General features: G+C 65.8%; 10 protein-coding genes. 6 read left to right on the top strand and 4 right to left on the bottom strand.

The features are described from left to right. Window positions 1-35: 35 nt before the first annotated feature. Both ACSDQ9_RS09230 and ACSDQ9_RS09225 read right to left on the bottom strand, forming a co-directional pair. A complete protein-coding gene (locus tag ACSDQ9_RS09230) occupies window positions 36-533 on the bottom strand; it encodes a hypothetical protein (protein WP_435146270.1) in 498 nt (165 codons plus the stop codon). Further along, window positions 530-1,033 carry a DM13 domain-containing protein gene (locus tag ACSDQ9_RS09225; protein WP_435146268.1) on the bottom strand — a complete coding sequence of 168 codons (504 nt, stop codon included), beginning with the start codon at window positions 1,031-1,033 and terminating at the stop codon, window positions 530-532. Before ACSDQ9_RS09225 ends, ACSDQ9_RS09230 begins: the two co-directional genes overlap by 4 nt. A gap of 143 nt (window positions 1,034-1,176) precedes the next feature. Here ACSDQ9_RS09225 and ACSDQ9_RS09220 point away from each other — a divergent pair, with 143 nt between their 5' ends. Both ACSDQ9_RS09220 and ACSDQ9_RS09215 read left to right on the top strand, forming a co-directional pair. Further along, entirely contained in the window at window positions 1,177-1,869 is a 693-nt protein-coding gene (locus ACSDQ9_RS09220; protein ID WP_435146266.1) for a response regulator transcription factor, read from the top strand. A gap of 3 nt (window positions 1,870-1,872) precedes the next feature. After that, on the top strand, window positions 1,873-3,033 hold the full coding sequence (locus ACSDQ9_RS09215) for a sensor histidine kinase (protein WP_435146264.1): 1,161 nt from the start codon (window positions 1,873-1,875) through the stop codon (window positions 3,031-3,033). A gap of 297 nt (window positions 3,034-3,330) precedes the next feature. Here ACSDQ9_RS09215 and ACSDQ9_RS09210 read toward each other — a convergent pair whose 3' ends face one another. Both ACSDQ9_RS09210 and ACSDQ9_RS09205 read right to left on the bottom strand, forming a co-directional pair. Next, window positions 3,331-5,142: a hypothetical protein gene (locus ACSDQ9_RS09210; RefSeq protein ID WP_435146262.1), complete on the bottom strand. Its 1,812-nt coding sequence runs from the start codon at window positions 5,140-5,142 to the stop codon at window positions 3,331-3,333. 76 nt (window positions 5,143-5,218) lie between these two features. Then, window positions 5,219-5,716: a T3SS (YopN, CesT) and YbjN peptide-binding chaperone 1 gene (locus ACSDQ9_RS09205; RefSeq protein ID WP_435146260.1), complete on the bottom strand. Its 498-nt coding sequence runs from the start codon at window positions 5,714-5,716 to the stop codon at window positions 5,219-5,221. Window positions 5,717-5,916: 200 nt separating this feature from the next. On the opposite strand from ACSDQ9_RS09205, the gene ACSDQ9_RS09200 reads away from it, so the two are divergent. From ACSDQ9_RS09200 to ACSDQ9_RS09185, 4 genes are all read left to right on the top strand, one after another. Continuing rightward, window positions 5,917-7,821: a DUF6011 domain-containing protein gene (locus tag ACSDQ9_RS09200; protein ID WP_435146257.1), complete on the top strand. Its 1,905-nt coding sequence runs from the start codon at window positions 5,917-5,919 to the stop codon at window positions 7,819-7,821. A gap of 524 nt (window positions 7,822-8,345) precedes the next feature. After that, window positions 8,346-9,854, top strand: coding sequence for a hypothetical protein (locus ACSDQ9_RS09195; protein ID WP_435146255.1), 1,509 nt, complete (start codon window positions 8,346-8,348; stop codon window positions 9,852-9,854). A gap of 16 nt (window positions 9,855-9,870) precedes the next feature. Beyond that, a complete protein-coding gene (locus tag ACSDQ9_RS09190; protein WP_435146253.1) occupies window positions 9,871-12,486 on the top strand; it encodes a hypothetical protein in 2,616 nt (871 codons plus the stop codon). Window positions 12,487-12,617: 131 nt separating this feature from the next. Beyond that, window positions 12,618-13,058 carry a hypothetical protein gene (locus ACSDQ9_RS09185; RefSeq protein ID WP_435146251.1) on the top strand — a complete coding sequence of 147 codons (441 nt, stop codon included), beginning with the start codon at window positions 12,618-12,620 and terminating at the stop codon, window positions 13,056-13,058. The last annotated feature ends 80 nt before the right edge of the window (window positions 13,059-13,138 follow it).

Here is a 13,138-nt window from a genome sequence, read left to right as displayed (position 1 = left end):
ACGAGATCTTCCGTGAGGGCACCGGTTTGGATCGCTCACGCACGTCGCCTGCGCCACAGACTGGTGATTCCCCAGCGCCCGGAGACTTTCGGGGCCATGACCATGCCAGCCGACAGCAGCAGCATCACCGGGTACTGCGCGATCAGCAGGTCACCCGACCAGTAGGTGGCGAGCAGGGCGATCGAGGCGAGCGCCGCCGCCAGCGGCAGCACCCCGAGAATCAGCGCCAACCCCAGCGCGACCTCGACGGCGGGCATCGCGAAGCCCAGCGGCACCCGCAGCGGACTCATCACCGCGTGCGCCAGCCACTCGAAGTAGCCGGGAATGCGCTCGTTGGTCTCGGACCCGCTGACCAGGAAGCCGATGTCGGCGGCGCCGAAGTGGGCGCGATACTTGGTGATCCCCTCCAGCACCCACAACACCCCTAAGGTCAGGCGGGCGGCCACCGCCGCCACGCCCGCCACCCGCGCAAGGGCCGGAACCCGCGCCATCCGCGCGAGGCCCGGCGCCCGCGTCATCGGAGAGTCGCTCATGACCCGAGCGTCGCCGCGCCGAAGACCGCCTTGGCCTTGTCGCAGTGAACGACCACGTTGGTGTAGCCCGAGACGTCGACCCCCGACAGGGTGAACGACTGTTCGGCCTTGTCAAAGGCCACCTTGTCGATCCGCATGCCCTGCTCGACCGCGGCCTCGTCCGTACCCTTGGTGAGGTACAGGTGCAGGTCGGGGCCTTCGTCCGACGAGAAACCGGTGAGCTTCACCATCGACCCCTCGATGGTCACCATGCCGGCGACCTTCTTGCCGTTGAGGCCCTCGAACGATCCGGACACCATCGCGGCCGACGACTCCATCGGCATGCTCGACGTCGACTCCATCGGCATCGACGACGTCGACTCCATGGGCATGCTCGAGGAGTTCATCGGCATCGACGACGAGCCGCTCATCGAGTCGCCGCCACACGCGGCCAGCGAGAACGACAGCGCGAGGCCGGCCAGGCCCACCGAGGCCAGCTTGAGGAGTTTCGTGTTCTTCATGGGAGACACCTTTCGCAGGAGGCGGACGACCCGAGTGGCCGCCACCTGCACCATCAAACGGGGGCCGGGGTGATCGTCCGCTGGTTCTTTCAGGGCTGTAAGAACCGCGGCCCGGACGAGCGGCGGCCCGTAGCCTGAACGGCATGGAGATCAGTCCGCGGGTGATGTTCGTGGAGGACGACGCCACCGTGCGCACCGTCGTCTGCGACTACCTGCGCGCCCAGGGGTGGGCGGTCGAGCCGTACAGCGACGGCTCCGACGCGGCCCGCGCGCTGGACGAGCGGCTGCCCGATCTGCTCGTCGTCGACCGGATGCTGCCGGGGGTCTCCGGGGACGAGCTGTGCCGGCAGGTGCGGCGGTCGTCCGACATACCGGTGATCATGCTGACCGCGCTGGGGCACGTCGACCAGCGGATCGCGGGGCTGCAGCGCGGCGCCGACGACTACCTGACCAAACCGTTCTCGATGAAGGAACTGCACCTGCGCATGCAGGCCCAGCTGCGGCGGCATTCGCCGTCGAGCCCAGGTGTTCCCTTTGTGGTGGGCGACTTTCGCATCGACCCGGCGCACCGGCGGGCGTGGCGCGGGGGTGCCGAGATCGCGCTGAGTGCCCGGGAGTACGAGCTGCTGCTGCACCTGGTGCAGCATCCGGGGCGGGTGGTGTCTCGCGACGACCTGCTCGGCGAGGTCTGGGGGTGGGACTTCGGCGATCCGACCACCGTGACCGTGCACGTGCGCCGGCTGCGCGAGAAGATCGAGCCCGAGCCGCGCCACCCCATCTACCTGCGCACCCAGTGGGGGGCCGGATACCGGTTCACGCCCCACGGGAAGGAGTGAGCCGTGCTCGGACTCGCCGACATCGCCCTGATCGTCGCCACCACGGCGGCCTGCACGGCGGTCGTGATGGCGCTCGCGGTCGCCGCTCTGCGGTGGAACCGGCGGGGCCCGGTGTCGTCCCAGTTCGCCATCGTGGTGACCGCGACCGTGGCGGCCATCGTGTCGTCGGTGCTCGCGGTGATGCTCGAGATGTTCATCTCGGTGCACGACCTGACGGTGCTGGTGTGGGTGATCGGGATCGCGACGGTGATCAGTCTGGCGGTGTCCGCGGTGCTGGTGCGTCGCGCCGTGGGCCGTTCGATCGGACGACTGGTCGCCTCGGCCCGCAGCCTCGGTGACGGTGCGGTGCTCGAGGCCGCGGCGCCGCAGGAGGCGGGGTGGCGGGAGTTCGCCGACCTGCACGCCCAACTCGCCCACGCGTCGGTGCAACTGGCCAAGGCTCGGGACGAGATCGCCGCCCTCGACGCCGCCCGGCGGCAGTTCTTCGCGTGGATCTCGCACGACCTGCGCACTCCGCTGGCGGGCATCCGGGCGGTCAGCGAGGCCTTGGACGAGGGCTACGCGGCCGATCCGTCGGCCTATGTGCGCACGCTGCGCACGCGCGTGGACACGCTGACGGGCATGGTCGACGACCTGTTCGCGCTGTCGACCCTGCAGAGCGGGTCGGTGGAACTGCACCGCGAGATCGTGCCCCTGCTCGACGTGGTCAGCGATGCGGTGGCCGACCTGTCCGAGGCGGCGAGGGCGCGCGACGTCAGCATCGTGCACCGCGACGTCGAGGGACGCATGATCTGGGGTGATCCGCGCGAACTCACCCGGGCCATCGGCAACGTGCTGGCCAACGGCATCAGGTACGCGCCGGTCGGCACCGAGATCCTGGTGTCGGCGCACCACCGCGAGGCCGACGACCACCTGATCATCAGCATTCTCGACCACGGACCCGGCGTGGCCAGCGAAGACCTCGGGCACCTGTTCGACGTGGGCTGGCGCGCCGGCGACGCGCGGACGACCGACGCCCAGTCGGCGGTCGGGCCTGGTGCGGGGTTGGGGCTGGCGATCGTGCGCGGCATCGTGGAGGCGCACGGGGGAGATGTGGGGGCGCAACGGGTGGAGGAGGGTTTCGAGCTCACGATCGCGCTGCCGTCGTCGCCTGCGATCGCGTAGGTCACCCCATTTCCGTCGGTCGAGTAGGCCGCCCGCGGCTCCCGTTTCCGTCGGTCGAGTAGGCCGCCTGCGGCCGTGTCGAGACCACGGGCAGCCGCCGGTGGGTGATCTCGACACGGCGCTCGTTCCTCGCGCCTACTCGATCAGCGAGGATTGAGTTCCGTCGGTCGAGTAGGCCGCCTGCGGCCGTGCCGAGACCACGGCCGTCACCCGACGACGCAAACCCGACTGCTCGTCGCCGTTTCACCCACCTGAGGGACCCTCAACGGGGACGATCAGGCGAATCTGCGTCACACCTCAGATGCCGAAGTCGTCATGGGTGGCAACCCGCGCCAGCTCGACCCTGCCCGTGGGGAGAGTCCAGTAGTGAATGCGGCGCGCCGAGGGTGTCTTCACCTGCAGGCTCGCCCGCCACGCCACCGCCTTGTCGCTCCGCACGATGGGCGGGTCGTCGCCTCCGGTGCCGGTCCGCAGTTGATGGACTTCTCGTCCGGGCATGGAGGGGGCCATTCCGAGCAGGATCTCGACGACCACGTCGGCCACCTTCTCGGTGCTGATGCCCTCCAGACTTGCCAGCGAATCCAGGAAGTCCGCCCCGATGGCGTAGTCCGGCAACTCGCGCTCGGCCTGCTCCGACGGGTGAATGCGGGTGGCCCATCGCGTGGTGACCAGATGCCGGAAGCCCTGCTCGGGGTCGGCAAATTGCGGTCCATCGGTCGCGGCGGGTGTGGCCTTCTTGGACGATGCCTTCCGCAGTTGTGAACGCAACCCGCGGGCCGTGTGCTCGGCTGCATTGGCGCGCCGCTCCGTATGGTCAAGGAGCGCCCGCAACTGCTCGCGCTCCTGGGCGGCCCCCTGTCGTTCCTCCAGGAGCTCGTCCCGGATGGTCGTGATCGCCCGCACCTCGGCCTTCAGGGTGTCGATCGTGCGGAGCAACTCCTGCGTTCCGGCCGTGCCAGCAGTGGTCGGCGGCTTCGCCTCGTCACCCGGACCGGGCCGGGAGACCTTCCGTCCGAAGATCGCGGGGCTCGGACGAACCGCGGCCTTGGTTGAGGAGTCGACCGCTGCAGCGGCGGCGGGCGGAGTGGGCATCGGCGCCATCGGGGGTGCAGCGGCTGGGAGGGGGAGCGGGGGCTCGTCCGGTTCGAAAGGCACGGTGGTGGCGGGTTTGTCCTCGAGCCAGGGAGGTCCGCCGGGCAGCAGGGATGGTGCCTCGAGAACGGGTTCGTCGTCATCGACGTCGAGCAGGACGAGGCGCCAGTCGGGCGAGGTCGAGACCACGCGGGCGGCGATGACTTCGCCGAGGGACATCAGGGTGCGCAGGTCGTCGTGCGGGTTGGTGGTGATGTCTTCGCGGGGCACGCGGACCGCCGCGGCGGGTGTCGAGGTCTTGGGGTAGAGGACCAGCTCGGCCGTGTCGGCGTCCACGGTGGCGACTTGGGTGAGCACGATCGTTCCGGGCCTGTAGACCGACAGGGCGTCGTCGCTTGAGCGCAGGTGGGCCGACACGTCGAGGCGGCCGGTCGTGGGGTCGAGGAGGCCGGCGATCGGCTGGTCCTTATGGACGAGACGATCGATGGGGACCCCCTCGACCGTGAGCTCCTCGGCGATGCTGGCGATCGTCGACCCGATCTTGACGATCGCGCGTCCGGCGGTGGTGCCTTGGACGATGCCTTCGACCGGCCTCGCCCCGGGGTTGGCGGCGGACTCGGTGAGGCCGGCTGCCGCGGCCATCTTCAGGGCGTCGGAGGTCAGCGACTCGGTGGCACGTTTGCCATCGGTCGCGCCGAAGGCGAACCGCAGCGGTGAGATGGACAGATCGCTCGCCCAGTCGTGGCCGACGGGGTAGACGCGGCCGGCTCCGCCGTAGACCTGAGTGCCCTCCGCCATGTTCTCCGAGAAGCCCCACGTCACAGGGCCGGTCGGCAGCACGTAGATGTCGGCGAGTGCACCGGTCTCGTCGGCGATGGCCTGGGGGTCGATCCAGGGCTCGGTTCTGCCGGCCGGGGTGGTGACGACCACGATCGGACGAGTGCGGGTGTCGCCGTTGAGCAGCTCAGCGAGGGCGGCGGCGGCCTCGCGGGTGTCGACGGTGTGGATGTCCACCATGAAGCCACTCTAGGGAGTGAAGGTCAGTGGGGGTCGGGCTCGACGGCGATGCCCATTGTTGTCGACAGGCAGCAGATCATTGTGGAGGTGTCGCGGTTGCCCGTAGAGCTGCCATCTCGGCCGAGCCCGCGAAGCCCAGAGGGATGCGGTACTCGCTCGTCTTCGACTCCTCGAACCTCGCTCGCCCGCCGAAGGCCTCCTTCAGCTTGCTCGCCATCGAGTCAGTGGCTTGGGCGACGTGGGAGCACGCGAACCCCAAGTTCGCGGGATTGATGTCGTCGGCCCAGATGTCTGATTCGATCAGAACTTGCCTCCCCACATGGAAGGCCCGCGCGAAACGTCGCTCCGAGTTGATCGCGTTCAACTCCGCCAGCATCCCGGGTGAGGAATCGACGTCCGCGAGGGCCACGCTGAACACTTGGATCCACGCGTCGTCAGAGCCCACTACCCGAACGTAGAACTGGGCTCCTCCGAAAATGACAGGGAGGTCTCCATCCTCGTCATGTTCGGGTCTGGCACCCGTGACCCGCTCGAGTAGGTCACGAACATTCGAGGTGGCAACATCCGCGCGCATCTGAACTCCTGGTCCTTGGTTGCTGTGACCTCCGAAGCACGCTAGCACCAGAACCTTCGCGTTGCCGTGAGAAGAGGCGAGCGATCTGGCGGTGCTCGCAGCCCATGCCCACGCCGCAATTCGTGGGCCATATGGTTGACTGAAGGCCGCCCAGGGTTGATGCATGAGGAAGCGTCAGTGGTGATGAAGGGGGAGGGTCGGTGGCTGGAGTGCTGACGCATCTGATCGAGCTGCTGCACAAGCTGGACGCAGTCGAACCGCGTACCTTGAAGAGTGCTGCTCAGCTGCTCAGGGAGACTGCGGCCGAGCGGGGTGATTCCCGGACGAGCGATTACCTGATCACACTGGCTGAACTCTCCGACCACCTCGTGGGGCCAGAGGAGGGCGCGCCCTGGAGCTCCAACGATCCCAGTGCGGAGACAGTAGCCGCGGCCGGGCCGCCGACCCAACCCGCCGAGGATCCTGCCGAGGGCACCCACACGCCACCGGCAGTGCCCGTGAAGGCGACGAAGGGCCCGTCGGAGCCCTCGCCTGTCACCGACGGGGCAGCCGTTCCTCATACAACGGAGTCTGCGAAGCGAGGGCTTGTTTCGGGCGTGTCCGTGGGTCGATTGATTGAGAGGGAAATTCAATCGATCACTACAGATGGCGTGCTTGTCTACCATGGAGTCAGCAACAATCCCCAACTTCTGGAGCGGATCGACCGGATGTTTGATGACGTGCCCTTCTGGGTCTCAACATCGAAGAACGCCGCGCTCCACGCACCCCTCCCAGAATCGCCAGGCGTGTGGCGATGGCTCTCTGAACAGGGCTTGTGGCTGAGCACCCCGGAGGCGAGCGAGGGTTCTGCAGTCCTGGCCGTTCGAAGATTGAGAACACCTGCAGATATTGAGAAGTTCGTTGATCAGCTCCTGGGCAAGTTGGGGATAGGCAGCGCTGAGTGCCGTGTTTCACGACTGGAGTGTGCGCCGAGGGTTGTTGATGAGCGCAAACTCTTGAGATTCATCAACAGCCTTGATCACCGCAGGGAAGCGGCCATGAAGTCAACTTGCAGGAGGTGTGGAGAGCCGCTGTCTGACCCCCACAACACGCCGTCCGGGATCGGGTCAGAGTGCCGCGAGAGCCTCAGTAGCGATTTTGTGTGGCTTTGTGAGCACCCGGGCTCGCCAAGGCATGTGGGCCTAGGGGCGATGAATCCCGAGACCTGGGCAAGGACTCTGCTAGGCAGTCTCCCGTTTCCAACCCCGCCTCTCACGGAGATATCCAAGGCTCCCTTCTCTCATGCCGCGGTAGCGCAGTCGTCTGCGCCACCGCAGCCGCCGCAGCGACCGCTTGGGAACCCGCCGAAGCCTGCTCCGCCGCTTGGGCGTGAGTCGACGAAGCGGGCCGAGACGCCCGTTCGTCCCATGCCCCAGGTCAGAGTGCCGCGGCCAGCGTTGGTGAACCAGAAGGCTCTGGATGAGGCTCGCTTCACCTTCTCAAGAGACATGGAGATCACTCTCACCAACCACACCGTTGACTCCGTTGTCATCATGACGAGGACTGGCCAGAGGCTCTGTCGTCTTGACAAGGTCTATGACCAGAACCCCATTTGGATCAGTAGGTTGGTTCTGGCCCCAGAGGCCGCCACTCTCAACGGCTGGAAGATTCTTCCATCGGGAGGTCTACCCCTCGAGGTTCCCGGCGGACACACCCGGTACCCGGTGATCGCCATCCGGCCGATGGACAGCATAGTCTCGGCTTGTGTCGCGGCTTCGAAGTACCTCGCATTGCTACCCCATGATCCCGCCGAGCTGGAAATCACCACTGTTCACTGTTCCCACGATGTTGCCGAAGAGCGTCAGCTGCTTGCCAAGCGGTTCAAGCGCAGCATGCAACGCATCGGCACAGGCCCCGTGCTCGGTACCTGTGTCAAATGCGGACGTCAGCTGACCGACCCACAGAGTGCCAAAATTGGCATTGGCCCGGATTGTCTGGAGGACATGAGCTTCGAGTTCGCGTCGGCGGCAAAGATTCAGAACGCTCATCGTTCCCCCTCATTTCGGGCTCACAAGCCAGCCAAGTGGGCGAAGATGATCAGGGGGATCTATTCCACGACGGGCTGATGAGGCGACGGGCTACCGAGCCGCCACCAGGTCTTGGCCTCCTGCTCCAGTTCGAACCCGGTCTGATCGAACCGCTACATTGGGAGTCCTCCCTCGTCGAACGTGGCCAGATCAGTGGCCTCGATCTCCAACCGCACGGTCACGCTCGTCCCGCGCTGCGTGCGCAGGTGCGGGAGAATCTGGTCCGCGGTCGTCTTGCACTTCATGGCCTGGTCCGAGTTGAGTCGACAGGAGGCTCCCGACGCCGCACCCAACGGCGGGCCCAATCGACGATCGTGTAGTCACGATCGCGTCAGTGGTATCCCCGTGGATGCCCGGGGTGCTCGAGCTGACAAGTTTGTAGGGGGTCGGGAGGTTTTTCTTCGTCCACCCTCGCCACGGCAGCCGCTGTTCTACGCTGTCCACATCCGTGGAAAGCGATCAGTGATGCATGTGCCCAGCCACCCCGTTCGTGCCGATGCAGTGAACCTTCACAGCGTCGGCTGTGGTCTGAGCCCCTCCGGGAGGGTTATTTGTGGTTCACAATGGCCGACCCCACTGCTGGTCCTGTCATGACGGTGTCTGAGGCAGGTTGGGTCGACACTGGCACGTTCAAGCCCAACCGAGGGACGTTCCCCATCCAGGTCGAGCGGCATTTGAACAGCTTCGTCGCGGCACACCTTCCCGGCGTGACTACCGTCACCACGGGCACGAGATACTACGCCTTGCATGGCCTGCTGGCCCACATCGCTGAGGAGGAGAGCCTCGAACCAGAGAGCGCTCGGCATCTGTTGCGGCGTAGCGAGGCGCTGCTCGCATGCGTGACGCGGGTCCATCACCATGACGGGCGTTTCTCGCCTGCGCCACACGGTATTGACGCGATCATGGGTGGCGCCAGGACCGACAACGGGTTCGATCTCGCACGCGCCGCGGAGGTGTATTCCCGCAGCCAGTGGGCCTACGCCAACACTTATCGCGGTCCAGAGCAGGCCCTCAAGATTCTTGGGACCAAGGGGTTCGCCACGGGACCTAGCTTCGATCTTGATCGAGCCGCGAGCGTCCTGGCCCCGCTCGTCTCCGCTGCCCGGGCTACTGAAGAGGTTACGGAGGCCGATCTTCAACGCCTCTCTGCGGCTTGCCTCTGCACCACCGCAGATTCCCCAGATGGTGCCTGGCTGGCCGAGCTGCTGTCGGGGGACCGGACGGAGCACGCCAGCCGTCTGACCATGGGGCAACTCTTGTGGCAGTTCGGTCGACTGGCCACACGCGCGATGGAGGCCAACAACGTCACCGGCGCGACCGACCTGAGTGACCTCATCATGTTCGACCAGAGCGTTCGAACCGATCCTGAGCTGGCGCGCATGGTGGCGCCAGCCCGCTGGCGTGGCGGCCTGTTGCGTCGGGAGTCAGTGTTTGCCTGGCGCCTGATCTGGCGGTACGTCAACCAACTGGTGGGTGGAAGCCGGGCTGTTTCCGAGCTTGTGGACGCGTTCGCCGATGAACTGCCGTCCGTTGACGTTCAGGACTTCAAGGCGGCGCTCCCAGCACGGCTCTGGGAGGACGGCAGTCCTCGCCCAGCGGAGAGGGAGCTGGACCACCTGTCACCTTTGGAGCGGTGGATGGCGCGCCTGTTCTTGGGGGCCGATCGGCTCAGCGACCTTCACGAGGAGGAGCTACGAGGTTTCTGTGGACGACAGGAGGATCGAGGCGGCATCTGGGAGGAGCTCAGCCCGGGGTGGGTGGCGGACAGAATCGAGCGGTCTGCGAATCGGACGATGCGTGATCTGGGGCGAGACTTCGCCATGGCCTTGATCAACCGGTCCCAGCGGGTTGCTCTGTACAAGTCCGGGTTCAACTCGAAGACAGGGGTCTTCACCTTCCCGGCCCGCCTGCACGTGCGGGACGGCATCGCTGTGCAGATCTTCTCCGAGACTGCTACGGATCCAGCCACGAGGATCCCTCAGTATCTGTCCTTGGCTCGACAGGCGGGAATGTTCAGTGTGGACGCGACCGGGCGTTATGCTCCGGGACCGAATGGAGGCCTCCTTGTCTGAATACGCACTCCCTCGTGTGCCCAGTCTGCTGGCGGCCATCTTCGAGGAGATGGGGGTCAATGATCGTCAGGCCAAAGAGGCGCTCTTCCTCACCTTCAATGTTGACCTCGGGTATTTCGAAGATCGACTCCTCGGGCCGGTGCGCTCGGCCGGTGCCGCGGTGACGGTCGTCGCGGACGCCGCGAACTTCGCCCCTGACCCTCGCAGCGTCCGGTCGGCTGGGCGCAGCTACGCCCTGGGTCTGGCTGCGACGCCGCGATCGTTCCATCCGAAGCTGACAGTGTTGGTCGGCCCCGAGCGGGCACTGGTGGGTATTGGCTCGGGGAACCTGACGATCGGGGGGTGGCACGCGAACGACGAGGTGCTCACGGTGATTCGAGCGAGTCGTCAGGGCGGTGCTCCCACAATCCTCCATGGGGTCGTGAGATTCCTACGAGTCATGGCGACCAGGGTGACCATGGGGTCCGTGGCGGCTGACGGGGTAACGAGAACGGCAGACCAGCTGGCCGCACTGTTGGACGGCGCGGATCCCCTCGAGACAGGGCACGTCTTGGTCGACAGCCTCACAGGCCCTATAGCTGAGCAACTCCCGGCCGACGAACTCGATGCCCTTGAGGTGAGTGCGCCCTTCCACGACCTCGGGGCACGAGCCTTGGGGAGCCTGATCACTCGGTATCAGGTCGCCGATGTGACGGTACTCGCCCAACAGGGGTGGGCGGAGATGGATCCCGAGTCGATGCGGCAGGTTGCTGAGCAGGCATCCTGCAGCCTCTCCTTTGTCGAGCCGGCTTCGGGCACGATGCCGGAGAGTCGCTACCGCCACGGCAAGGTCGTCACAGGCCTGCGGCATGGCAGCCCTCGGTGGACCATGGTGGGTAGCCCCAACCTCTCGGCGGCTGCGCTGCTGCGCGGCTTTCCACACGGTAACGTCGAGTTGGCAGTGGTGCATCGCGAGGGGACTTCACTGCTACCTCGTCCAACATCTCCGGTGCGGGACGTTGCCGCTCTCAAGCACATGATCGTGGGCCAGAGAACGGAGGTCGACGAATCGGGGCAGACAGCGGGAACCCCAGTGTTGCTGGAGGTACGGACCATTCCCCAGGGAGTCGAGGTCACGCTGTCATCCAAGGCGGTGGTGGATCTCACGGTGGAGGTCAGCCGATACGGAAACCCCCCCGACTGGTTTGACGACCTTGGCGTCCTGCCGGCAGGTCGCTCGTCGATGGTGTTCGACGTGCAGGTCGAGCCGGGCAGCCGAGTAAGAATCGGCCAGCAATACCAGTTCGTGGCGTCGGTGAAGCAGGTCCTGACCCGGATCCGCCGCAGTGTGGGCTCAGTGCCGAACGCTGACGTTTCAGTCAGTGAGATGTTCGCCGACCCTGAGGCAGCCAAGGCGTGGTACTCGGGACTTGTGGCCCTCATTCATTCACACAGCGCTGCCGGCCTACCTGGGGTGGTTGCCTCGGGCTCGACTTCGGAAGAACGCGTGTCAGAAGCCTGGCGCTCGCTCGACGATCCGGACACGTGGAACGATTACTGCATTGACGCTCTGGAACGGCTTGGCTTGCCAATCTTCGAGTGCGCCGCGACGTCGTCGCAGACTGACAGGGCGGGTCTCCCATTGCCCAACGGCGCGCCTGCGTGGGAGGACACGTTTGAGGATGTGGACGAGGTCTTCGAGGAAGACCAGACGGCTGAGGAGGTCGACAACCTCGAGGAGGTCGAACAGACATCAGTCTCGGGCTCTGCGGGCTCGCACGCGACTGTCAATGGACTGAAGTTCCTCAAGAACCTTGTCCAGCTGATGCCTCGGTTGGGGCCGATCGAAAGGGTCGCCGCCTGTCAGGTCATGATCTCCGGCACGGCGGCGAATTGGTGGGGAGAAGGCGAAGCGACGCCCTGGTTCGACCTACTGGCAGAAGCACTGAAGTCGATGGGGGGGCAGGAGTGGCCCCACGCTATGGCGGCACGAGCCGCCTCGGTCGCTGCTGTTGCAATGTACAGGCTGCGAGAAGGAGTGGCCGACGATGAGCGAGACAAGAATGCTCTCGTCTTCCATGAGCTGGCAGACCGTGTCGAGGAACTGTTGATGAACGCGACTCCTGCATTGATCTCGGAGAACCTGGTGAGTCTCCGCGGAACGACGATCGTGACGCCAGACGCTGGCGACGTCATCCAAGAGCTGTCGCTCTTCAGGAACTCGACTCCGAGGAAGGCCTTGGAGCGAGTCCTTCGGAACGTGATGAGTGAGGCTCGAATCGAGTGGCTGGGAGATGATCGGTTGCACCTGATGGTGGCGAGGGGTAAACCGCTCCTAGCTGCGACCAGGGCGATCGGGCACGCGGGAGATCTACCGCGTGTTGCGATCCTGGTTTCCTCGCCATCGAGGGGGTGGGCGATCGTTGCGAAGGTCTCTGGCAGGCGGATCGAGGTCGAGGGGGGGATTGCTCCGACGGTCTTCCGCACCTACGACACGACGCAGCCCGGCGGGCGCAGAATCAGCACGCCGCCGTTCCGGGCGCCTAGCCAAATTGACCTTCAGGTACTGGGCGAGTGCCGGATCGATGCGAGTCACCTCACCGGAGTCGTTGGCCTCCAGGGTTTGAGTGCGGCGGGTCTGTCAGTGAGGTGACCAGGCTGGGATCCGGCGGAGTGGGTGACGGCGCTGGCCCTAGGTCAACCCTTCTCAGTCGTCGGCGAGCCTCGCGTCCTGGGGCGAGCGACGGTGGGCGGGGAGCGAGCCGCAGCACCTACGCTGATGGCGTGAGCGTTTCAGTGTTGATCGAGTTGGCGACCCTCATGGTCGCAGTGGTTGGTGTGGTCGGCGGCCTGATCGGGCTGCAGGCGGCCAATCGCCAAAGGCGCCTGGACCTGGGCAACCTCTACCTCCAGCGGTACTGGGAGATCGACGACGATCTCCTCCGGCTCACGAAGGGGAGCCCTGAGCACAACCAGGCCCGGCATCGCTACCTCAGACTCTGTGAGGACGAGTTCGAGGCGGCGGCACGTAGCTGGCTGGATCCGGGTCAGTGGCATGCATGGCACTCATGGCTGGTCACCCCAGCCTCACGCGAGCTTGTGCGCCTTGACCTCGAGCAGTGCGACCCAGAGCGCCGGAGATTTGCGTTTCTGCTCCGCTGTCTGGACTCCCATCCCGGTCACGAGTGGCGGGAGTGTGGCGGGAGGACTCCACTCGTCGCTTGAAAGACGTGGTGTGACGACGGTTGACGCGGGGATAAGAGAGGTTCGTGTGCTCGTCTTCCTTACCTTGAGCCTCGGCTAGA

It is taken from the genome of Aestuariimicrobium soli (genome assembly GCF_051192575.1).
Classification (GTDB): Bacteria; Actinomycetota; Actinomycetes; order Propionibacteriales; family Propionibacteriaceae; genus Aestuariimicrobium; species Aestuariimicrobium soli.
This window is presented reverse-complemented; position numbering and strand designations above follow the sequence as displayed.